Genomic DNA, 22413 nt, shown 5'->3' with positions numbered 1-22413 from the left:
ACTCCTTTCAGTTAAACTGTCTTTTCTTCTACTTTTCCTTCTGTTACCTGGAAAACCTTATTTATTTTAAATCTGTTTTCTATAAATTCATCTAACCCGGTACATGTAATAATAGTTTGAATATCATCAATGCTGTTAAGTAAATGATTTTGTCTCTCTGAATCAAGTTCCGACAAAACATCATCAAGTAACAATACCGGTGTATCATTTATTAGATTCTTTACTAACTCTAATTCTGCTAACTTTAGAGATAAAGCAATTGTTCTTTGCTGTCCCTGACTTCCATAAATTCTGATATTCTTGTTGTCATTAAAAAATAACAAATCATCTTTATGTGGACCAATAGATGTTGACTTATACTTAATATCTCTGTCTCTGTTTTCTTCAAGTCGCCTTAGTAAATCTTCTGCCTCACAATTTTTGTTATAAACAATATTAATATTTTCCAATCCACCTGTAAGTTGTTTGTGTATTGGTTTAATTATCTCGTTTATTTTTTCTATAAAGTTGGTTCTTCTTTCAATAATTTTTGAACCATACTGTGCTAATTGTCCATCCCAAACATCAAGTGTCTGCTTTAGTTCCGGTTTAAAATAAATATCTTTTAATAATTTATTTCTTTGAGCAATAATTCTGTTATAGTTGGTTAAATTATAAACATATATTTTGTCTAACTGGCACAATTCCATATCTACGAATTTTCTTCTCTCCGATGGACCTTTCTTGATAATTTCCAAATCCTCTGGAGAAAAAATAACAACATTAAAAAGCCCAAAAAGTTCACTTGCCTTTTTTATTGGTATTCCATTTATAGCAATACCTTTTGTTTTATTCTTGCGCAAATGAATATCTATTCTCTGTTCCCTGTTGTTTTTTTCCAAATATAACTTAATGTGTGCCTCACCTGAATCTAAGTTAATTAACTCAGCGTCCCTATTAGTTCTATGAGACTTTGTAGTGCTGCAAACATATATTGATTCTAATATATTTGTTTTTCCCTGGGCATTGTTGCCATACAAAATATTTGTTTTTTCATCTAAATCAAGTTTCAATAATTTGTAATTTCTAAAATTACTTAATTCTACTTTTTTTACAATCATTACTTAACTAAAACCACAGTTCCTTCAAATTCAAATGTATCTCCAGGGTAAAGTTTCTTACCTCTTCTTGTATCAACTTCACCGTTCACTTTTACCTGTCCATCCTGAATTAAGAATTTTGCATCCACACCAGAACCAACAATGCCTGCTAATTTCATAGCCTGGCCTAATTTTATAAAATCATCTTTTATAGTAATACTCAAATCTTCCATTTTTATCCAAATTATTCAGTGCTGAATAATATTCCTTTCTTTGTCTTAGTCTGATTGTGACTTTTACTGAACTACAGGAAGAACAATGTAAATATAGCTTCCCTCTTCATCTTTAATAAAACATGGAGCTTTAGGGTTAGTAAAGAACATGCTTACTTCTTCCTGATCTAAAACTTTCAAAATATCAATAAGGAACTTAGGGTTAAAGCTTATTAATAAATCGTCTCCATCCTTTGTAATTGGAATACTTTCATCCATTGAACCTATAAATGTATTAATAGTTAATTCCATTTCTGTATCTTTCATTGATAAGAATACAGGTTTCTTGTCTCCTTCTTTTATTAAAAGAGTTGCTCTGTCTATACAATCAGCCATTTCTTTCTTGTTAATTGTAATTCTTGTTTTGTAATCATTGCTAATCATCTTGTCTGTATCAAAGAAGTTAGTTGATTCAATTAATCTTGAAACTACAATAGTGTTATCGAATTCAAAAAGAATATGATTTGAAGTAAAGTAAATATTTACATCATCATCTACTCCACCATTTAAAATTTTACTGATTTCATTAAGTGATTTACCTGGAACTAATACTTTGTAATTTCCATAGTTTTCTTTTAGTTCAATATTTCTAATTGCAATACGGAATTTATCTAAAGCTACAACTTTAAGCTTACTTCCGTTTACTTCAAATAATTCGCCTGTAAGTAATTTATTTTTTTCAGCATCATTAATTGCGAAACTTGTTTGTCTGATAATTTCCTTTAATGAAAACTGTGAAATAGTAATTTTGTCTTTTTTTTCAATAACAGGTAGATATGAGAAATCTTCTGCTGACTTTATGAGAATGTTAAACTTAGCATTTTCACATGTAATATTAGCAGTACTTTCATCCTTTACTTCTATAGTTACATCATTGTCCGGAAGCTTTCTTACGATTTCTGAAAAAATCTTTGCATCAATAGCAATGCTTCCTGCTTCAGCAATTTCACCTTGTACTGTAGTCTCAATACCAAGTTCCATATCATTAGCAGTAAATTTAATAATACCTTCAGTGGCATCAATAAGGATACATTCTAATATAGACATTGTAGTTTTTGATGAAACAGCTTTCATTACAATGTTAATACCAGTTATCAAATCTGATTTTTTACAAATTAACTTCATGGGTAAATCTCCTTCAAATTTCGTATAAATATATAAATATTAAGATAATAATAATAATAAGGCACGTTAATATGTTAAAAAAACGTTTTAACGCCCTATTTATGGGAAGTTCCTAAAAAAATAACATGTTAATAACTCAAATTTAATTAACAACTTCTTAAAAATTATAATCAAAAAGCTATAATCAAAAAATCTGAAATTTTAAGTTATTAATGTACTATTAACCTAGTTATTAACCTAAAATCGGCACTAATTAACAAAGTTATTAACATTAATTAGGATTAATCTTCTTTTTAAGAACTTCAATAGTTGCTTTAATGGAAGGATCTGTTTCCATAGCCTTCTTTATTTCATTATAACCATAGCTAACAGTGGCATGGTTTTTCTTTCTTAGATATTTTGCAATAGTTTCCAGCTTCTCGTCAGTGTAAACTCTGCATAAATACATGCAAACCTGCCTTGGAAAAGCAACATCGCTGCTTCTTTTCTTAGAACAAATGTCAGCTGCTGAAATCTGGTAATGTTCAGCTACTGTATTAATTATTGATTGACAGGTTATTTTTTCTTCAGTAGTGTCTACTTTTAATGTTTCCATTGCAAATTCTTTTGTAATAGGAACACGATTAACTTTTGAAAAAGCTATTACATTATTAAGAGAGCCTTCAAGTTCCCTTACATTGGATACAAAATTAGTAGCAATGTAATCTAAAGCCTCTAATAAATTAGCATTATCTACATCTTCTTTGTCATCAGTAACCTTAATTCCTTTAGAAAGGGCATGCTTCTTTAAGATAGCCATACGTGTTTCATAGTCAGGACTGTGTATATCTACAGTAAGTCCCTGCTGGAAACGAGTTGTAAGTCTATCTGCAATATCTTCTATTTCATTAGGTTTTCTGTCTGATGTAAAAACAATCTGTTTATGTTTTAAGAATAATTCATTGAAAATGTTGAATAATTCTTCCTGTGTTCTATCTTTTCCTGATATAAATTGAATATCATCAATTAATAAAACATCAACGTTTCGATATTTCTTTCTAAATTGAATAATTTCGTCCTGGTCTTTCTTTTGTTTACCAAGCAAATCAACAATTTCATTAGTAAAAGATTCTGTTGTAGTATACAAAACCTTAGAATTAGGATTTGACTTAAGTACATAGTTACCAATTGACTGCATAAGGTGTGTCTTACCTAAACCAACCCCTCCAAATATAAATAATGGATTGTGGGCTTCACCTGGTGAGTCTGCAACGGCAAGTGAAGTTGCCTGTGCAATGGCGTTGTTACCTACTACGAAAGAATCAAAAGTGTATTTCTTGTCCAGGTTAGCTTCTAAAATTCTTCTTTCAAGAATTAAGTCTTCTGAATTGGCCGCGTTTTCTTCGTCGCTTTCGTCAGAAGAGTCTTCTAAAGAAGCATCTCCAGGTAATAAAATCTGTAAATCTGTGTTTTCACCTAAAAAATGGGCAAGGGAAAGTTTAAGAAAATCAAAATATTTCTTCTTAATATATTGTAGTCCACTGCTACCACTATTTCCTGTGAAAACAAGTTTGACTAATCCGTCCTTATAATATTGTACATTTAAGGGTAAAATGAACGTTTCAAAAGTAATATCCTGGATGTCGTATTCTTTTTTTAAATAATCCAATATTTCAGGCCATTTTTCCTTTAAATTATCTAACATATTGTCCTCCTCAAAGTATAAAAAGGCCCAAAAGCCCATATATAAAAATATAATACATCAAAAAGGGCAAATTTTCAATATTACAAAAAAGAAATAAACATATATATTATAATAGGAAGAAAGTAAAAATCTTAAAAAGTTACAAAAATCATAAAAAAACAGCAAAATAACAAAAATTTTTTTTCGACAAATAATGACAATAACTTTTTTACAGTTATTAACATTTGAGATAATAAAATAGAAAAAATACCCAAAAAAAGGCTAAAACAGCAAAAGTTATTAACATGTTATTAACATTTAGTTGATAACTTTTGATAATTACTCCATTTTTCATCATAGTGTGTTAAAGGACATGAAAAAAATTAATTTAAAACACTTGAAATTATATGGAAATTGTGGTTTAATCAGTAAATGACTGCGATTATTTTTATTATGGTAATTGTAATGATGTTTTACTATAGAACAGAAAAGGAGGTGCCGTATTATGAAAATGACATTTCAGCCAAAGAAAAGACAGAGATCAAAAGTTCATGGATTCAGAAAGAGAATGAGCACTGCAGGCGGAAGAAAAGTTCTTGCTAGCAGAAGAGCAAAAGGAAGAAAGAAATTATCAGCTTAGGTCACAGATAATGTGACCTTTCTTTATATGCAATTGAGAGGTTGGTGAAATATGAAAATGAAAGATTATACTTCATTAAAAAAGAATATCGATTTTCAAAAAGTATATAAGGAAGGAAAATCAAAAGCTAATAAATATTTAGTAATGTATGTTTTACCAAATGATTTAGGCATTAACAGATTAGGTATATCCGTTAGTAAAAAAGTAGGAAATAGTGTAGTAAGACATCACCTAACCCGCTTAATCAGGGAAAGCTATAGACTAAATAGTAATATGTTCAATAGTAGTTTGGACATAGTCGTAGTAGTGAGAACCACTGCTAGGGACGAAAATTATCATTCATTAGAAAGTGCTTTAATGCACTTAGGAAAGATTCAGAACATCTTGCAGAAAAATACAAACTAAAGAAAGTGTTATTTAGTATAAAGTGAAGTATTATTTAATATTGGACGTAATTAGTTTGGCAGGATGAAGTTTGTAACTAAATGGAAAATAAAGTGCTAATGACTTAGTGAGTAAATATTAGGAATAATGTTATGGATAAGGTTAAGAAAATTTTTAAGAAGATAGGAAAATTTATTAATTTAATTCTTATTGGAATGGTTAGAATTTATAGGAAGTATATTTCACCTATGAAAAGAATGCCATCTTGCAGATACATTCCTACATGTTCTCAGTATGCAATAGAAGCTTTACAAAAATATGGACCCTTAAAAGGATCTTATCTTGCAATAAGAAGGATATTGAGATGCAATCATTTCCATAAAGGAGGATACGATCCAGTTCCTTAAAGGAGGATTAAATGGATAATTTGATTATCGCCACTCAGACTGGTGGTATTTTAAAACCATTTGCATGGATTTTAGGAAAAATCCTTGAAGTTTTATATGATGGTTTTGCTTTTTTTGGTATTTATAATATTGGTCTTTTAATTATTGTATTTACTTTTGTAGTTAGAATGCTTATGTTACCAATGACAATTAAGCAACAGAAGTTTACAAAAATGAATTCTGTTATGACACCTGAAATTCAGGCAATTCAGAAAAAGTACAAGGATAAGAAAGATCAACAGTCACAGTTAGCAATGCAGGAAGAAATGAAGGCTGTTTATGATAAATATGGAACATCACCAACAGGTAGTTGTTTACAGCTTATTATTCAGATGCCTATTCTTTTCGCATTATACAGAGTAATTATGAATATACCTGCGTATGTTCAGCCTATTAAAGAATTATATTCTTCTGTAATCACAAGTTTAAATGCATCACAGATGAGCCAGTTCTTTGGTATTAACACAGCAGGTTCAAAGTTAAAAGCTTCACAGATTACACAGTGTATTGATGCTTTAACAGGATATTCATCAAGAACTAAAGGTGCTATTAATTTGGCAAAGGGTGTTGATGCAAGCAATGTTTTATCAGCTTCACCAAACACAAGTGCTGCGGACAAGATTAACAGTCTTAACAGTTTCTTTGGTTTAAACCTTGGCATATCACCAAGTGCAATGTTTAAGGCAGGAACAGTAACATTAATCGTTGCTTTAATTATTCCTATTCTTTCCGGTATATTCCAGTTATTAAGTGTACAGCTTTCACAGAAAATCAATGGTGTTGCAAGTACACAGGATAATCCAATGTCAGGCTCTATGAAGGCAATGAATATTATGATGCCATTATTCTCAGTATATATGTGCTGGATTTTATCAGCAGGTATCGGTTTATACTGGATGGCAGGTTCGTTGATTATGATGCTTCAACAGGTAATCATTAATCTGTATCTGGGTAAGATGGATGTAAATGATATTATAGAAGCAAATAGGGAAAAGGCAGCTGAAAAAGCAGAAAAGAGAAAAGCAAAGCAGGGAATTTACAGAGAACAGGTTTTACAGGCTTCAAAAACAAATACAAGAAGCGTTAAAAGTAGTTCAAACATGACTGCAGCTGAAAAAGAAGAAAAAATCAGAAAATCAAAAGAAAATGCAAAGGCCGGTTCATTGGCTGCAAAAGCTAATATGGTCAGTGATTATAATAAGAAACACAGCAAATAGAGGTAATAAAGATGGAATATGTAGAATATAAAGGAAAAAACGTTGACGAAGCAATTACTAATGCATGCGTCGCTCTAGGTATTGCAGCTGATAAACTTGATTACGATGTTGTAGAAAAAGGTTCAAATGGTTTTTTAGGATTTGGTAGCAAACCTGCTATTATTAAAGCTAGAAAAAATGAATCAGTAGAAGACATTGTAACTGAATTTTTAAACAAAGTTTTCAGTGCAATGGAACTTACAGTTAAGTTAGACATTAAAGTTGAAGAAGGTGAAAAGGAAAACACAATCAACATTAATGTAATTGGTGATGATATGGGAATTCTCATTGGTAAGAGAGGACAAACACTTGATTCATTACAGTATCTTGTAAGCCTTGTAGTAAACAAGGAAAGCGATAAGTTTAACAGAGTTAAGCTTGATACTGAAAACTATAGAGAAAGAAGAAAAGCAACACTTGAAAATCTTGCTAGAAATATTTCTTTAAAAGTTAAGAGAATTAAGAAACCTGTAGCATTAGAGCCAATGAATCCTTATGAAAGAAGAATCATTCATTCAGCTTTACAGAATGATAAGTTCTGTACTACAAAGTCAGAGGGCGAAGAACCTTACAGACACGTAGTAGTAATGCTTAAGAAGAGAAACAATAACAGATAATTTGTTTTAAATAACCTGTTAGGTTAAGTTGGGATATACCTGATTAAACCTGACAGGTTTTTTATTACATAAAAAACGTTCCACTATGGATGCACCCTGCGTGAATGAAAAAATATTGCTAAATAGGCACGCGCTGGTTGCGTAGAATGTCGCAAGGGACATTCTTTTTACCCTTTTTATAATAATGAGAATGTGGTATACTCTTACATTAGGTAATTATGCAATTATAAATAATATTAATTTAAGGTGATTTATGAAGATTACAGATACAATTGCGGCTATCTCAACATCAACAGGTAATTCGGGTATTGGAATTATTCGTGTTAGCGGAGATGAAGCCATTGAAATAGTTGATAAAATTTTTAAGTCGAATAAAGAAGGAAAGAGATTAATTAATGTTAAATCTCATACAGTTAATTACGGAAATATTGTAGATGGGGACAAGGTTCTTGATCAGGTTTTAGTTCTTGTAATGAAAAATCCACATTCATATACAGGTGAAGATACAGTAGAAATTGACTGTCATGGTGGTATGTTGATTTTGAAAAAAGTTTTGGATTTAGTAATTAAGAATGGTGCTAAGTCAGCTGCACCAGGTGAATTTACTAAAAGAGCTTTCTTGAATGGCAGATTAGATTTGTCTCAGGCTGAGGCTGTTATGGATTTAATCAATTCTCAAAATGATTTTGCGTTAAACAGTTCAATTGAACAGTTAAAGGGTGGAGTTTCTGAGAAAATTAAAGAAATTAGAAGTGATGTGATTTATCATATTGCCTTTATTGAATCAGCATTAGATGATCCGGAACATATTAGTCTTGATGGATACGATAATGAAATTTCTGAAATGATTAATAAGAATATAAGCAAGATAAAGAAAATGATAGATACTTTTGACAATGGTAGAATAATGAAGGAAGGTATAAAAACTGTTATTTTAGGTAAGCCAAATGCAGGAAAGTCTTCACTTCTTAACCGAATGTTAGGAGAAGAACGTGCCATTGTAACGGATATTGAGGGAACAACAAGAGATACCTTAGAAGAAAATATTAACTTAAATGGTTTGTCTTTGAAAATTATTGATACTGCAGGTATTAGAAATACTGATGATAAAGTTGAGCAGATTGGTGTAAATAAGGCTAAAGAGATTGCCGAAGGTGCAGACCTTATTATTTATGTAGTTGACGGTTCAAAAGACATAGATGAAAATGACAAGGAAATATTAGAAATTATAAAAAATAAAAAAGTTATTGTTTTATTAAATAAGACTGATATTGATCGCGTTGTGGACATAGAACAATTAAATGAAATACCTAAAGAGGATATTATTGAATTTTCAGCAAAAGCTGGTTTGGGAATGGATGAACTTGAAGAAAAAATAAAAGATATGTTTTATTCAGGTGAGATTACTTTTAATGACCAGGTTTACATTACAAATGCAAGACACAAAGAAGCATTAGAAAATTCTTACAATAGTTTGCTGAAAGTCAAAGAGTCTGTTGATGCAGGCATGCCGGAAGATTTTTATTCAATAGATTTGATGGATGCTTACGAACAACTGGGACTTATAATTGGAGAAAGTGTAGAAGACGATTTAGTAAATGAAATTTTCTCAAAATTCTGTATGGGAAAATAATAAATTTAGTGAAGAGAAGAGAGAAGAAATGTTAAAGATTGAAAAAAATTATGATGTAGTAATAATTGGTGCAGGACATGCAGGTTGTGAAGCTGCTTTGGCATCAGCTAGACTTGGACTTGATACTATAGTTTTTACGGTAAGTGTAGACAGTATCGCACTTATGCCATGTAATCCTAATATTGGTGGAACATCTAAAGGACATTTAGTTAGAGAAATAGATGCTTTAGGTGGCGAAATGGGTAAAAATATTGATAAAAGTTTTATTCAATCTAAAATGCTTAACAAGTCAAAGGGACCGGCTGTGCATTCACTTAGAGCACAGGCTGATAAACAGAATTATACTAGAGAAATGAGACACACTCTGGAAAATACAGATAATTTAACTATTAAACAGGGAGAAGTTTCAGAATTAATAGTTGAAGATGGTGTTATAAAGGGCGTTAAAACTGTATCAGGTGCAACTTATTATGCAAAAGCAGTAGTTTTAGCTACAGGTGTATACTTGAAATCAAAGTGTATTTACGGTGATGTTTGTGAATATACTGGTCCTAACGGACTTATGACAGCAAATCATTTATCAGATTCTTTAGTTGCTAACGGAATTAAGATGAGAAGATTTAAAACAGGTACACCTGCCAGAGTAGATAAACGTTCAATTGATTTTTCAAAAATGGAAGAACAGTTTGGAGATGAAAGAATTGTTCCATTTTCGTTTTCAACAGATCCGGAAAGTATTCAAAAAGAACAGGTTTCATGTTGGTTGACTTATACAAATGAAAAAACACATGAAATTATAAGAGATAACATTGACAGATCACCTTTATTTTCAGGTATGATTGAGGGAACAGGTCCAAGATACTGCCCTTCAATTGAAGATAAGGTTGTTAAGTTTGCTGATAAAAACAGACATCAGGTGTTTATTGAGCCTGAAGGACTTTATACAAATGAAATGTATTTAGGTGGTATGTCATCATCACTTCCTGAAGATGTTCAGGACGCAATGTATCACACAGTACCAGGACTTGAAAATGCCAAAATAGTTAGAAATGCGTATGCAATAGAATATGATTGTATTGATTATGGTCAGTTACTTCCAAATTTGGAGTTCAAAACAATAAAAGGTTTGTTTAGTGCAGGTCAGTTTAATGGAAGTTCAGGCTATGAGGAAGCTGCAGCTCAGGGTATTGTTGCCGGAATTAATGCGGCAAGATTTGTTCAGGGAAAAGAAGGCATTGTTATTGACAGATCACAAGGTTATATTGGTGTGTTAATTGATGATTTGGTAACTAAAGAAAGCCATGAACCTTATAGAATGATGACTTCAAGAGCTGAATACAGATTACTACTTAGACAAGATAATGCTGATTTAAGACTATCTAAGTTAGGATATGAAATAGGTCTTGTTCCAAAGGAACGTTATGATTATATTTGCAGAAAAGAAAAGTTAATAGAAGAAGAAATTAACAGACTTGAAAATTATAAAATTGGAGCAGCAAAAGAAAATCAGGATATCTTGGCAGATTTAGGTAGTTCATCATTAAAAACAGCAACTACCTTAGCTGAATTAATAAGAAGACCGGAGCTTGATTATGAAAAAATTGCTCCATTAGATAAGGAAAGACCAAAGATTCCTTATGATGTTAAAGAACAGGTTAATATAAACATTAAGTATAATGGATATATTGAAAGACAGAAAAAACAGGTAAAGAACTTTAAGAAACTTGAAAACAAAAAAATACCTGAAAACTTTGACTATACAAAGGTAAATAGTTTAAGAAAAGAAGCTGTACAGAAGCTGGAATTCTATAAACCATTAAGTATTGGTCAGGCTTCACGTATTTCAGGGGTTTCTCCTGCAGATATTTCAGTGTTGTTAATTCATATGGAACAACATAAAAGTAAGTAATTGTTTTTTATAGAGTAATAAGTTAATATAGTGATTGATAAATGTATTTAAATAATATTATTTAAATACATTTATTTATGTAAAGAGTTATCGAAAGTTAATTAGAATATATTAATAAGTAATTGGATAATTAGATGAATATGTAAATGAGTAAATAAATAAGTAAATAAATGAGTAAATATATGAGTAAGTATATGAGCGTGTATATGATTATATAAATGAGTGTATGAATAAAAAAGTAATATATGTACATACAAACAAGTGTATGAATAAAAAACAATATATGTACATATAAACAAGTGCATGAATAAAAGTAATATATGTACATATAAATGAGCATATGGATACAGTGATATTTGCTCATATAAATGAGTATATGAATACAGTAATATATGCACATATACAATATTTAGAAATATATAATATGTAATTTAAAGTATTTATTTGGATGCAATAAAAATTTAGGAGATTATATGAACGGCAAAGAATTGTTAATTGATGGAATAGAAAAGATTGGATTAGAAATAAGTGAAGAACAAGCTAACCAGTTTATGAAATACTATGAAATGCTAATAGAAACTAATAAGGTTATGAATCTTACAGCAATTACAGAATTAGATGAAGTAATAATAAAGCATTTCATTGATAGTTTATTAGTTGCAAAGAAAATTAATGTAAATAATTTTGATTCACTAATAGATGTAGGAACCGGTGCAGGTTTTCCTGGTATTCCAATTAAGATTATGTTTCCTGAAATTAGAGTGGTGTTATTGGATTCATTAAATAAAAGATTAAAGTTTTTAAATAATGTAATTGATGAATTAGGCTTAAAAAATATAACAACTGTTCATGGGAGAGCTGAAGATATTGCACATATGGATGAATATAGAGAAAAATTTAGCTTATGTGTGTCAAGAGCCGTAGCTAATTTATCAACTTTATCTGAATATTGTATTCCATTTATAAATGAGAGTGGAATATTTATAAGTTACAAGTCTGAATTCAGTGAAGAAGAAACTGATAATGCAAAAAAGGCTATAAAAGTTCTTGGTGGAAAGATTGAAGACACTTATATTGAAGAATTACCACATTCTGATATTAATAGGAGTTTTGTTGTAATAAAAAAAGAGCGTTCTACATCTAATAAATACCCAAGAAAAGCAGGGGTACCATCAAAGAAACCAATAAGATAAGGAGAAAATAGTGACAAAAGATTATCTGTTTAATAGAAAAAGCAAATTACAAGAAAAATTAAAGATATATGAAGATAAATTAAATGATAATATGTATTCAATTGTTGAGTCTAAAAATAAAATAGACCATTTAGAATCAATGGTTGATGAAGCTTCTGAAATTTTTTCCGTACGAGGAAGAGGTGATAGTGGTTTAAATAATCAGGAAATTAACCAGTTAGAAGTACATATATCATCATATTTAACTGAAAATGATAGTTTAAAAGATAAAATTAGCAAATTATCCAATGAAATCAGTTTAATTGATGCCTGTTTAGAAGAAATATCGAATGTTTCACGTGAAACATTTGATATACAAGGAACTAAATTATGTGAAAGGAAAGAAAATAATACTGTTAAAAGTAGTATACATACTAATCTGAATATAGACAATAATAAAATTATTGATAATTTGGCAGAAAGTTTAAATCTTATAGAAATTGATAAATATAAAGCCAAAGATAAAATACGGGAAGTAATAAATATGTTAGAAAAATAAGATGTTTCACGTGAAACATCTTATTTTAATGCCAAAGGAAGCTGTTTATAAGTAGTATAACATTAAAATATTATATAATAGGTATAAATTAATACAAAATAATAGTTTTAAACTTTACTCCGGGGTAAGATTCAAAATAAAAATAATGAATATGTAATATTTAGTGCAAAGTGGATAAGAAACTTCATTCTGGCACTATAATAGATATTTAAATTATCTTCTAAATCATATAAATAACATACATATAAATAAAAAATAAGTATATATTGTAAAAAAAATATAGAAATACTATCAAATCATCTATAAATAACTATTTATTATTAAAAAAACTGCAAATATTGAATGTTTTACGTGAAACATTCAATATTTATGTATAAATACAAAATGAATTATATAAATATTGTTTAATTTAATGTAAATCAATAAAATATAAAAAATGTAAGAGATGTATATACAAATATAATAATATAAATATAAATAGATAAATAAATAAATATAAATACATACAGATATCTAATATATATAAGTGGATTAGATACGAGAAAATATAAAAATAAATGTTTCACGTGAAACATTTTGGAAAAATACAGTTAAATATATATAATAGATGCCAAAAGGAACTAATTAATCTTACAAATATATAGAAAAGCGTATATTATTGTGGTAAAATAGCTAGATGGGGAAATTTGACTTAAAAATAAGAAAGAAAGGCATTAGTTATACTAATGATAGATAGAAAATGGGTAAAATTATTGCAATTGCAAATCAAAAAGGTGGTGTAGGCAAAACAACTACAGCAATTAATCTATCTTCTTGTTTAGCAGAGAATGGAAAAAAAGTATTATTAGTTGATATAGATCCGCAGGGAAACGCAACAAGTGGAGTTGGAATAGTAAAACAGAATCTTGAAAATACAATTTATGAGTTATTTTTGGGAGAATGCACTGTTTCTGAGTGCTTAACACAAAGTGTAGTGGAAAATTTAAACGTTTTACCTTCAAATGTTAATTTATCAGGGGCAGAAATTGATTTGATAGGCGTTGATGGAAGAGAATTTATATTAAAAGAGACTTTAGAGATGGTGAGAGATCTTTATGAATATATAATTATTGACTGTCCTCCATCTTTAAATATTTTAACTGTTAATGCCATGGCGGCAGCTGATTCAGTTATAGTTCCAATTCAGTGCGAATATTATGCATTAGAGGGATTGTCTCAATTAATACATACTATTAATCTGATTCAAGAGAGATTAAACGAGAATCTCGAAATAGATGGTATTGTATTCACAATGTTTGATAAAAGAACTAATTTATCAACAGAAGTTATTGAAAATGTTAAAGAAAACATACAAATTAAGATTTATGATACTGTAATACCAAGAAATGTTAGATTAGCAGAAGCACCAAGCTATGGATTACCAATTCATATGTATGATGGTAAATCGGCTGGAGCTATTGCTTATAACAATCTGGCATTGGAAGTTATAGCAGAAGAATAATTTATCAGTTTTTATATTATTATATTATATTACATTATTATTTCGTATTATAGTATAGAAGTTTTTATAAAAAAAGGTTAATAAATTATCAAAATATGATCATAAATATAGAAATTATACGGTAAAATGTTAATAAAATATATGTACATAGATAAAATTATAGGTAAATGTTCATTTGTTTATCTATTTATTTATAGTTACAAAGATGATGTACATATATAAACGACATGAAAAGGAGTTTATATGGCAGCAAAAAGAAAAGGATTAGGGAAAGGCATAAATAACTTAATTCCTGAAACTGATGTTATAAGGTCTACACCTAAAAAGAAAACAGAGAAGAAGGAAGTTGTCAAAGAGGTTGTAAAGGAAGTAATTAAAGAAGTAAAAGTTCCGGTTCCCGGAGATACAATGATGAAAATATCAGACATAGAACCTAATAGAGAACAGCCAAGAAAGAATTTTGACAAGGAAGCCTTACAGGAATTAGCTGATTCTATTAAACAATTTGGAATTATTCAGCCAATTGTTGTACAGAAGAAAGATGATTATTATGAAATTATAGCAGGAGAACGCAGATGGAGAGCCGCAAAGCTTGCAAAATTAAAGGAAGTTCCTGTTATTATAAAAGAATATTCAGATAGAGAAGTAATGGAAATTGCTTTAATAGAAAATATTCAACGAAAGGATTTAAATCCTATTGAAGAAGCTTTAGCTTATAAGAGTTTAATTGATGAATATAGTTTAAAACAGGAAGAACTTGCAAATAGAGTGTCAAAGTCAAGAACTGCAATTGCAAATTCTATGAGATTGTTAAAATTAACAGATAGTGTTCAAAATATGCTGATTAATGACGAAATTTCAATGGGACATGCGAGAGCTTTGTTGACTTTGGAACAGGAAGATTTGCAAATTGAAGCGGCAAAGACTATTGTTAGCAAGGGATTAAGTGTACGTGATACTGAAAAATTAGTAAAGTCAATTCTTAATCCAAAGCAGGTTAAACTTCCAATTCCATCAGCAGAAGCAGCTATATACGATGCTATAGCTAATAAGTTAAGAGAAAAAATGGGCACAAAAGTTTCAATTAATCACAAGAAAAATGGTAAAGGAAAAATTGAAATTGAATACTATTCACAGGAAGAATTAGAAAGATTACTTGAAATGTTTGATGACATTGAAGAATAATTCGAATTAACAAAATAGAATAGTATCAATTAATTAAAAGAACAAAACAAAAGGAGTAAAAAATGAAAGATTATATTTATTTAGGAATAATAGCAGTAATGTTTGTAGTATTTTTAATTCTACATATTAAGCAAAACAACAGAATTACAAAACTTATGAACAGATATGAAAAGTTCATGAAAGGTAAGAATGCTGAAAATTTATCAGCAGCAATTGAAGAAAACTTCCAGCAGATGGATAAACTTCAGCAGGCATACACATCTAATGAAGAAAAAATGGATAAAACATTGCATAATTTAACATCAACATTCCATAAATTAGGAATTGTAAAGTATGATGCTTTTAAGGAAATGGGTGGAAATTTAAGTTTTGCTCTCTGCATGCTTGATGACACAAATACAGGTTTTATCCTAAATACAATGCATGGTAGAGATAGTAGTTATACTTATATTAAGGAAATTACTAAAGGCGAAGCTTATGCTACATTAGGTGAGGAAGAAAAAGAAGCCTTAGAAAAAGCAATGAATAGTTAAATTAATAACAAAAGTTATAAAAGAATTATAGAACAAAATAAATATAAATTATAAAAAAATTAAATAAGAATAAAAATATCCTGCAGATTAAAAATGGAAAGGTCTGAAAACTACATAAAATTTAACTACAAAGTAAAATTTTATACAAAATGTTTTCTACAAGAAGTTTTGAAAACACTCAACCATTTTTGTTTGCAGGATATTTTTTACCTGTTAAGGTCTTATTTTTACCACTTAGCAAAATTGTATTTACAATTCATCAGACAATTAATAGAATGTATGTATGTTAAAGAAAATTTAAGAGGAAGCTTATGAAAATTACAGTTGATGTGGATGAAAACTACATAGAAAATGAGGTTGTAATAAAATGTTCTGAAATTAATGAAGAAATAATTAATTTGCAGAAGATACTTTCGACCAGGAATGCCATAAATACAAAAATTGAGTTGTATAAAAATAATGTGGAGTTTTATGAGGCGTTAGAAAATATAATATTTTTCGAAACTGACGGTGATGTTGTAAAAGCTCATACAAGAAATAATATTTTTGAAACGAAAAGCAGACTCTATGAACTGGAACAGATTTTGCCATGTTATTTTTGTAGAATATCAAAGTCGGCAATTGTTAATGTAAAAGAAATATATTCTATTACTAAAAACATAACAGCTTCTTCAAAAATTGAATTTAAAAATACTCATAAAAATATCTTTGTATCAAGAGGATATTTTAAGCCATTAAAAAATAAGATAGATGAGATAAGGAGTATAACATGAAAAAAAGAGCAAGTAATATTTTTTGTGGAGTTTTAATTATAGCAGCAACAATTTTGTGGATGTTAAGTAAACTGGGCTATATAGGTGATGTAATAACAGGACATATTATAGTGTCTATATTATGGATAGCGTGGCTGATTAAGGGATGCATAGAAAGAAAAAGTTTTTCTATTTTTATGTCGTTGGCATTTCTTGCAATTGTATGGAACAAAGAGCTTGGTATAGAAGCGATAACACCATGGCCTGTTATGGGAGCAGCAATTTTTTTAACAATCGGAGTTTCATTTATATTTAAAGATAGCAAAAGAAAAAATTGGCAGCATAAGTATTATAATAATTATGATAATAACTATCAAAAAAAGTTTAATGAAAACAATAATAATTTTGAAAATGATAATAACACAACAGATGAAAGGAACACAGAATATGGAACATCACAACCACACGAAAGTCACGTTGATGGTGAACATGTTTATCATATGAATAGGTTTTCAGGTGCAGAAAAATACATTGATTCACAGAATCTAAAAAGCGTTGAGATTATTAACAAAGCAGGTGGCATGGAAGTGTATTTAGATAATGCCAAAGCTGCAGGAGATAAAGTATACATGAGAATTGAATGTATAGCAGGTGGCATGGAAATATATATACCAAAAAATTGGAAGGTTCAGAATAACATCGACTGTTTTGTAGGTGTTGTTGAAGAACCGGCAGACATAGACATGGCAGTAAATGATGTTACTTTGGTTATTAGTGGAATTGTAAGAGCTGCAGGAGTTGAAATAATCAGGGTATAAATAAGAATAGATTAATCTAATAAACATTCCACTAGGGATGCACACTCGTGCAAAAAGAAAATAGTTGTGGACGGGCACGCACTTGGTGTGTAGAATAATACATTAAAGATATTAGATAAAAACATTAAATATAAATATTAAATAAATAATATTAGATAGATACATTAAAAAAGACATGGGGTTCAGATTGTAATCATAGAAAGTTTAGCTGCCTATAATTAATATGAACTCCATGTCTTTTTTGTTTATTAAAGTTATATAAATCTTAATATTCTATAATAGAAATTAAACTATTTAACAAATCTTCTTCTCCGGGATTCTTCTTGCCAAGTCTTGCGGCTGCCACAATTGGAATCCAGTTACGAACATACTTTGAACTTGTGTTAGTTGCATCGCAGAATTTGGTTAAATATAAATCAGCGTATTCTGGCATGTTCATCTTCATCCAAATATAAGTGCGGGCTACGTCGGCACTGGCACTGCCCTGGGCTGCATGATTCCAATCTAAAATGTAATCACCATTATCAGATACCAAAACATTGTGTGGTGTAAAATTACCATGAACAAGTTTATTGTGTTTTGGACATGTGTTAAGCATATCTAAAAGGTCAATTTTCATACCTTCGTCTAAGTCTGATAATTTAATATAATCTGTAAGCTTGTCCTTCTGAATTGGAAGTTTAGGACATTTAAATTTATGAATAGAAGTATGAACTTCAACCATTTTGTCTAAATATTTATCAACATTATCAGAATCATTTTTTATTAAAGAAAATAAAGTGTCCCCTTTAATGGAATCTGATTTAAAACACCAGTGGTTGTCATTAAAAGTTACTTCTTTAATAGAAGGAACTTTGACACCTGCGGCTTCAACTTCAGTTGTAATAAATGATTCTAAAAAAACTAATCTTTTGTCATAGTTTTCATTGAAAACCTTATATGTATCAATTCCATTAGTGTATATTTTATTGTTACGTCTTGTGTTAATTATTTCAAAATTCATAAGTAAACCTCTTAAATATATATTTACATTCCAAATTAGTATATCACAATTAAAAAATCTTGGCTACAATCCTTGAAAAAATAAGGCTATACCTTGCAAAAATAGTATGTTAGGGGTATAATCGAAATACCGTTTTAATAATAAAAAAGCGCGAAAAAACATAGAAAATAGGTGGTAATAAATATGTTAGATATTAAATTTGTCAGAGAAAATCCTGATATTGTTAAACAGAACATTAAGAACAAATTCCAGGATAAGAAACTTCCATTAGTTGATGAAGTTATAGAATTAGATGATCAGAATCGTAAGATCAAAAAAGAAGTTGAATCACTTCGTGCTGAAAAGAATAGTTTATCAAAGAAGATTGGTGGACTTATGAAGGAAGGCAAGAAGGAAGAAGCTGAAGAAATTAAGGCAAAAGTTGCTGCCGGTAATGCTAAGATTGATGAACTTACAGCAGAAGAAAAGAGAACAGCAGAAGAAATTAAGAAGAGAATGATGGTTATTCCAAATATTATTGACCCATCAGTTCCAATTGGAAAAGATGACAGCGAAAATGTTGAACTTGAAAGATTTGGTGAACCTGTTGTTCCTGATTTTGAAGTTCCATATCATACAGAAATTATGGAAAAATTCAATGGCATAGATTTAGAAGCTGCACGAAATGTTGCAGGAAATGGTTTCTACTATCTTATGGGAGATATTGCAAGACTTCATTCAGCAGTTCTTTCATACGCTAGAGATTTTATGATTGATAGAGGTTTCACATACTGTGTACCACCTTTTATGATTAGAAGTAACGTAGTAACAGGTGTTATGAGTTTTGATGAAATGGATCAGATGATGTACAAGATTGAAGGTGAAGACCTTTACTTAATCGGTACAAGCGAACATTCAATGATTGGTAAGTTTATTGGAACACATACAAATGAAGAAAATCTTCCATACACACTTACAAGTTATTCACCATGTTTCCGTAAAGAAAAAGGAGCTCATGGTATTGAAGAAAGAGGAGTTTACAGAATTCATCAGTTTGAAAAACAGGAAATGATTGTTATTTGTAAACCTGAAGACAGTATGATGTGGTATGACAAGCTTTGGAAGAATACAGTAGATTTATTCAGAAGCATGGATATTCCTGTTAGAACATTAGAATGTTGTTCAGGTGATTTAGCAGATCTTAAAGTTAAGTCAGTTGACGTTGAAGCATGGTCACCAAGACAGAAGAAATATTTTGAAGTTGGTAGCTGCTCTAACTTAGGAGATGCTCAGGCAAGAAGACTTGGAATTAGAGTTAAGGGTAAAGATGGAAACTACTTTGCTCATACACTTAACAACACAGTTGTTGCTCCACCACGTATGCTTATTGCATTCTTAGAAAATAACCTTAATGCTGATGGAAGCGTAAGCATACCTGAAGTTTTAAGACCATACATGGGTGGAAAAGAAAAAATCGAAGTAAAATAATTAAGTTATTAACATATTTTCTATACAATTTATATTTATGATAATAAAATATGTAATACCTAATAAAATGTTAATATGATATATTAGTTACGGCGAAGATGTTTCTTTGCCGTAATTGATTATAAATGTCTCAGTACCTCAGTAGGATAGAGGGTTCGCCTCCTAAGCGAAACGTCGCAGGTTCGATTCCTGTCTGGGACGGGTTAAAGCAGCTACTATGTAGCTGCTTTTTAATATAATAGTAAATTTCATATAAATTTACTATTATATTAAAACGTTCCACTAGGGATGCACACTTGTAAAACATACTATTAAATGGTATTATAAAGCCTGAGGCTTTAGCATATTGAAGTAACATACATTTAGAAATATAAGTAATGTATATTTATAAATATGCTAATAATATAAATGGAGAAAAAAGATGGAATATATTGTAATGGATTTGGAATGGAACCAAAATCCTTACGGAAAAAGTCATCAACATTCAGATTTACCATTTGAAATTATAGAAATTGGCGCGGTAAAAGTAAGTGGTGATAGGAAAGAGATAATAGATTCTTATCAACAGGTAATTAAGCCAAGAGTATATAAGAAACTTCATCATAAGATTGAGGAGATTACTCATTTCACTAATGAGGAATTAAGTCATGGTAAGGATTTCAAAAGAACCGTTTTGGATTTTTTGGACTGGTGTGGTGATGATTACATGTTTTGTACATGGGGCTCCATGGACTTAACAGAACTCCAAAGAAATATGAAGCATTATAAGTTAGAGAGAATTTTAGATTTTCCGTTATTTTACGTGGATTTGCAGAAAATGTTTAGTCTACGATATGATGATGGACACATGAAAAGAACTTTGACAAGCGCAGTTGAATATTTGGAAATTCCGGAGGACGGAGAGTTCCACAGAGCATTAAGTGATGCTTATTATACCGCAAAAGTATTACAAAAAATGGATTATGAAAAGTATAAGGGAAGATTATCAATTGATACTTTTTATTCTCCAAGAATCAAAGAGGAAGAAATCTTTGTAAGATTTGATGAGTATACTAAGTTAGTAACAAGAGAATTCTTGGACAAAGACGAAATGTTCAAAGAAGAAGAAATCAGTTCAATGTTATGTAATAAGTGCGATAAACCACTTGAAGTTATTATCGACTGGTTTTCTGATAGCGGTAGAACATACTATTGTTTAGGAAAATGTCCTGAGCATGGTTATGTTAGGGGAAAGATTAGAGTAAAAAAATTAGAAGAAGACAGTTTCTTTGCTATTAAGATTATGAAATCTACTGATGATGAAGGTGCTAATTCAATACATGAAAAACAGGAATCAATTAGGGAAAAGAGACGAGAGAGAAGACAGAGGTCTCTGGATAAAGAAATAGTCGTTGAAGAAATATGGGATGAAAACGAAGAAGACGACGATTAAAAAAAGAGCAGTAAATCAATTATGATTAACTGCTCTTTTTTTATGTAATAAGAAATTCCTTCAGAATTTCTTATTACATAAAAAACGTTCCACTATGGATGCGCACTCGCGCGAATGGAAAAATGTTGCTAAAGCAACACACGCTCGGCACGTAGAATGTCGCAAGCAACATTATTATATAATATAAATTCCTTAGAATGGATTTTCTGATTCTCTTGTTTCTTTGTAATTAGTAATAAGTGCATCTAATTCATCAAGAAGACATTCAACTGTTCCGTAGAATGCATCGTTGTTTGCAGGATTGTCAAAATCTTCTTTAATAGATGTAAGAGTATCAATTATATCTGTAAGTCTCTTTTTACCACTTCCGTTAAGATATAACATATATCTGCTACGTGCATTTTCCTGTGGTGTCATTTTCTTTAAAACAACTTCCATGTTTGGCTTTTCACCAATAAATCTATATGTAATAGATGGTGAAGCGTGATTAAATAAATGCTGAAGATGATAAATGTCTCCTGTTTTCTTATAATAGTTCCAAGCGAATGTCTTACGCATTGTCTGGGCACCAATTGAGCTAAGTCCAATTTTGTGACCGGCTGCACGAAGCACTCTGTATGCCTGTTCACGACAAACAGGACGATTCTGTGTCTTGTGACCTAAAATAAGATAAGCGTCAGGATCCTTTCCTTCTGTATAGTCTGTAATGATTTTTTGTAATTCTTCAGGAACTGTAAATGTGTTTTCAATATTCTTTGCTCCAATTTTTACAGTGATTTCAGATTTACCTCTAACATCTTTGTTCTTAAATGTAAGAATATCCTGAAGTTGAAGACCTGTACCGATACCAAGTTCAAACATAATATAATATTTGTAATCAATATCTTTTAGAACCTTCTTAAAATTTTCTAGTGTTTCATAGTCCTTAATAGGTGCAACCCAATTCATATAAATACCTCCTAAAATA

General features: G+C 30.0%; 22 protein-coding genes and 1 tRNA gene. 17 read left to right on the top strand and 6 right to left on the bottom strand.

Going from position 1 to position 22413, the window contains the following annotated elements; genetic code table 11:
* Positions 1-11: 11 nt before the first annotated feature.
* The 4 genes from recF to dnaA form a co-directional block, all read right to left on the bottom strand.
* Positions 12-1100, bottom strand: a complete 1089-nt coding sequence (recF, locus tag ACZM4J_RS09680) for a DNA replication/repair protein RecF (protein ID WP_022164587.1) — start codon at positions 1098-1100, stop codon at positions 12-14.
* Positions 1100-1312, bottom strand: coding sequence for an RNA-binding S4 domain-containing protein (locus tag ACZM4J_RS09675; protein ID WP_022164588.1), 213 nt, complete (start codon positions 1310-1312; stop codon positions 1100-1102). The genes recF and ACZM4J_RS09675 overlap by 1 nt, the downstream gene beginning before the upstream one ends.
* Positions 1313-1375: 63 nt before the next feature.
* Positions 1376-2476 (bottom strand): DNA polymerase III subunit beta, encoded by a 1101-nt coding sequence (gene dnaN, locus ACZM4J_RS09670; RefSeq protein WP_022164589.1) that lies wholly within the window; start codon positions 2474-2476, stop codon positions 1376-1378.
* 271 nt (positions 2477-2747) lie between these two features.
* Complete coding sequence (gene dnaA, locus ACZM4J_RS09665) at positions 2748-4160, bottom strand: chromosomal replication initiator protein DnaA (RefSeq protein WP_022164590.1); 1413 nt, start codon at positions 4158-4160, stop codon at positions 2748-2750.
* Positions 4161-4644: 484 nt separating this feature from the next.
* On the opposite strand from dnaA, the gene rpmH reads away from it, so the two are divergent.
* The 14 genes from rpmH (at position 4645) to ACZM4J_RS09595 (ending at position 17544) form a co-directional block, all read left to right on the top strand.
* A complete protein-coding gene (gene rpmH, locus ACZM4J_RS09660) occupies positions 4645-4779 on the top strand; it encodes a 50S ribosomal protein L34 (protein WP_021953614.1) in 135 nt (44 codons plus the stop codon).
* A gap of 57 nt (positions 4780-4836) precedes the next feature.
* Positions 4837-5184, top strand: coding sequence for a ribonuclease P protein component (rnpA, locus tag ACZM4J_RS09655; protein WP_118000041.1), 348 nt, complete (start codon positions 4837-4839; stop codon positions 5182-5184).
* A 131-nt stretch (positions 5185-5315) separates the two neighbouring features.
* Positions 5316-5570 (top strand): membrane protein insertion efficiency factor YidD, encoded by a 255-nt coding sequence (gene yidD / locus ACZM4J_RS09650; protein WP_022164592.1) that lies wholly within the window; start codon positions 5316-5318, stop codon positions 5568-5570.
* An 11-nt stretch (positions 5571-5581) separates the two neighbouring features.
* Positions 5582-6826 (top strand): YidC/Oxa1 family membrane protein insertase, encoded by a 1245-nt coding sequence (locus tag ACZM4J_RS09645; protein ID WP_022164593.1) that lies wholly within the window; start codon positions 5582-5584, stop codon positions 6824-6826.
* 11 nt (positions 6827-6837) lie between these two features.
* A complete protein-coding gene (jag, locus tag ACZM4J_RS09640; protein ID WP_022164594.1) occupies positions 6838-7482 on the top strand; it encodes an RNA-binding cell elongation regulator Jag/EloR in 645 nt (214 codons plus the stop codon).
* A 253-nt stretch (positions 7483-7735) separates the two neighbouring features.
* The gene (gene mnmE / locus ACZM4J_RS09635) at positions 7736-9115 is read left to right on the top strand and encodes a tRNA uridine-5-carboxymethylaminomethyl(34) synthesis GTPase MnmE (RefSeq protein WP_022164595.1); all 1380 of its coding nucleotides are present in this window, start codon (positions 7736-7738) and stop codon (positions 9113-9115) included.
* Between the two features lie 28 nt (positions 9116-9143).
* On the top strand, positions 9144-11024 hold the full coding sequence (gene mnmG, locus ACZM4J_RS09630) for a tRNA uridine-5-carboxymethylaminomethyl(34) synthesis enzyme MnmG (RefSeq protein ID WP_428245064.1): 1881 nt from the start codon (positions 9144-9146) through the stop codon (positions 11022-11024).
* Positions 11025-11497: 473 nt separating this feature from the next.
* Positions 11498-12217, top strand: coding sequence for a 16S rRNA (guanine(527)-N(7))-methyltransferase RsmG (gene rsmG, locus ACZM4J_RS09625; RefSeq protein WP_022164597.1), 720 nt, complete (start codon positions 11498-11500; stop codon positions 12215-12217).
* Between the two features lie 10 nt (positions 12218-12227).
* Positions 12228-12755 carry a hypothetical protein gene (locus ACZM4J_RS09620; RefSeq protein ID WP_022164598.1) on the top strand — a complete coding sequence of 176 codons (528 nt, stop codon included), beginning with the start codon at positions 12228-12230 and terminating at the stop codon, positions 12753-12755.
* A gap of 739 nt (positions 12756-13494) precedes the next feature.
* Positions 13495-14256 carry a ParA family protein gene (locus tag ACZM4J_RS09615; protein WP_176815088.1) on the top strand — a complete coding sequence of 254 codons (762 nt, stop codon included), beginning with the start codon at positions 13495-13497 and terminating at the stop codon, positions 14254-14256.
* Between the two features lie 243 nt (positions 14257-14499).
* Positions 14500-15441 carry a ParB/RepB/Spo0J family partition protein gene (locus ACZM4J_RS09610; protein WP_022164522.1) on the top strand — a complete coding sequence of 314 codons (942 nt, stop codon included), beginning with the start codon at positions 14500-14502 and terminating at the stop codon, positions 15439-15441.
* Positions 15442-15503: 62 nt separating this feature from the next.
* Positions 15504-15974 carry a DUF4446 family protein gene (locus tag ACZM4J_RS09605; protein WP_022164521.1) on the top strand — a complete coding sequence of 157 codons (471 nt, stop codon included), beginning with the start codon at positions 15504-15506 and terminating at the stop codon, positions 15972-15974.
* A 311-nt stretch (positions 15975-16285) separates the two neighbouring features.
* Positions 16286-16747: a LytTR family DNA-binding domain-containing protein gene (locus tag ACZM4J_RS09600; protein ID WP_022165193.1), complete on the top strand. Its 462-nt coding sequence runs from the start codon at positions 16286-16288 to the stop codon at positions 16745-16747.
* Positions 16744-17544, top strand: coding sequence for a LiaF transmembrane domain-containing protein (locus ACZM4J_RS09595; RefSeq protein WP_428245065.1), 801 nt, complete (start codon positions 16744-16746; stop codon positions 17542-17544). The genes ACZM4J_RS09600 and ACZM4J_RS09595 overlap by 4 nt, the downstream gene beginning before the upstream one ends.
* 265 nt (positions 17545-17809) lie before the next feature.
* Here ACZM4J_RS09595 and ACZM4J_RS09590 read toward each other — a convergent pair whose 3' ends face one another.
* Positions 17810-18547, bottom strand: coding sequence for a phosphotransferase (locus tag ACZM4J_RS09590; RefSeq protein WP_022165194.1), 738 nt, complete (start codon positions 18545-18547; stop codon positions 17810-17812).
* A 183-nt stretch (positions 18548-18730) separates the two neighbouring features.
* Here ACZM4J_RS09590 and serS point away from each other — a divergent pair, with 183 nt between their 5' ends.
* From serS to ACZM4J_RS09575, 3 genes are all read left to right on the top strand, one after another.
* Positions 18731-20014 carry a serine--tRNA ligase gene (serS, locus tag ACZM4J_RS09585; protein WP_022165195.1) on the top strand — a complete coding sequence of 428 codons (1284 nt, stop codon included), beginning with the start codon at positions 18731-18733 and terminating at the stop codon, positions 20012-20014.
* A 127-nt stretch (positions 20015-20141) separates the two neighbouring features.
* Positions 20142-20215 (top strand) — tRNA-Arg (locus ACZM4J_RS09580).
* Positions 20216-20435: 220 nt separating this feature from the next.
* Positions 20436-21446 (top strand): 3'-5' exonuclease, encoded by a 1011-nt coding sequence (locus ACZM4J_RS09575; RefSeq protein ID WP_022165196.1) that lies wholly within the window; start codon positions 20436-20438, stop codon positions 21444-21446.
* Between the two features lie 192 nt (positions 21447-21638).
* Here ACZM4J_RS09575 and ACZM4J_RS09570 read toward each other — a convergent pair whose 3' ends face one another.
* On the bottom strand, positions 21639-22394 hold the full coding sequence (locus tag ACZM4J_RS09570) for a tyrosine-type recombinase/integrase (protein WP_022165197.1): 756 nt from the start codon (positions 22392-22394) through the stop codon (positions 21639-21641).
* Between the last annotated feature and the right edge of the window lie 19 nt (positions 22395-22413).

The organism is Eubacterium sp. (assembly GCF_057858645.1).
The sequence above is the reverse complement of the archived record's forward strand: the minus strand, read 5'-3'. Positions and strand labels throughout refer to the sequence as shown.

Coding starts and splice junctions, on each gene's coding strand:
- recF (WP_022164587.1), bottom strand. CDS start 1,100: ATGATTGTAAAAAAAGTAGAATTAAGTAATTTTAGAAATTACAAATTA.
- ACZM4J_RS09675 (WP_022164588.1), bottom strand. CDS start 1,312: ATGGAAGATTTGAGTATTACTATAAAAGATGATTTTATAAAATTAGGC.
- dnaN (WP_022164589.1), bottom strand. CDS start 2,476: ATGAAGTTAATTTGTAAAAAATCAGATTTGATAACTGGTATTAACATT.
- dnaA (WP_022164590.1), bottom strand. CDS start 4,160: ATGTTAGATAATTTAAAGGAAAAATGGCCTGAAATATTGGATTATTTA.
- rpmH (WP_021953614.1), top strand. CDS start 4,645: ATGAAAATGACATTTCAGCCAAAGAAAAGACAGAGATCAAAAGTTCAT.
- rnpA (WP_118000041.1), top strand. CDS start 4,837: ATGAAAGATTATACTTCATTAAAAAAGAATATCGATTTTCAAAAAGTA.
- yidD (WP_022164592.1), top strand. CDS start 5,316: ATGGATAAGGTTAAGAAAATTTTTAAGAAGATAGGAAAATTTATTAAT.
- ACZM4J_RS09645 (WP_022164593.1), top strand. CDS start 5,582: ATGGATAATTTGATTATCGCCACTCAGACTGGTGGTATTTTAAAACCA.
- jag (WP_022164594.1), top strand. CDS start 6,838: ATGGAATATGTAGAATATAAAGGAAAAAACGTTGACGAAGCAATTACT.
- mnmE (WP_022164595.1), top strand. CDS start 7,736: ATGAAGATTACAGATACAATTGCGGCTATCTCAACATCAACAGGTAAT.
- mnmG (WP_428245064.1), top strand. CDS start 9,144: ATGTTAAAGATTGAAAAAAATTATGATGTAGTAATAATTGGTGCAGGA.
- rsmG (WP_022164597.1), top strand. CDS start 11,498: ATGAACGGCAAAGAATTGTTAATTGATGGAATAGAAAAGATTGGATTA.
- ACZM4J_RS09615 (WP_176815088.1), top strand. CDS start 13,495: ATGGGTAAAATTATTGCAATTGCAAATCAAAAAGGTGGTGTAGGCAAA.
- ACZM4J_RS09610 (WP_022164522.1), top strand. CDS start 14,500: ATGGCAGCAAAAAGAAAAGGATTAGGGAAAGGCATAAATAACTTAATT.
- ACZM4J_RS09605 (WP_022164521.1), top strand. CDS start 15,504: ATGAAAGATTATATTTATTTAGGAATAATAGCAGTAATGTTTGTAGTA.
- ACZM4J_RS09600 (WP_022165193.1), top strand. CDS start 16,286: ATGAAAATTACAGTTGATGTGGATGAAAACTACATAGAAAATGAGGTT.
- ACZM4J_RS09595 (WP_428245065.1), top strand. CDS start 16,744: ATGAAAAAAAGAGCAAGTAATATTTTTTGTGGAGTTTTAATTATAGCA.
- ACZM4J_RS09590 (WP_022165194.1), bottom strand. CDS start 18,547: ATGAATTTTGAAATAATTAACACAAGACGTAACAATAAAATATACACT.
- serS (WP_022165195.1), top strand. CDS start 18,731: ATGTTAGATATTAAATTTGTCAGAGAAAATCCTGATATTGTTAAACAG.
- ACZM4J_RS09575 (WP_022165196.1), top strand. CDS start 20,436: ATGGAATATATTGTAATGGATTTGGAATGGAACCAAAATCCTTACGGA.
- ACZM4J_RS09570 (WP_022165197.1), bottom strand. CDS start 22,394: ATGAATTGGGTTGCACCTATTAAGGACTATGAAACACTAGAAAATTTT.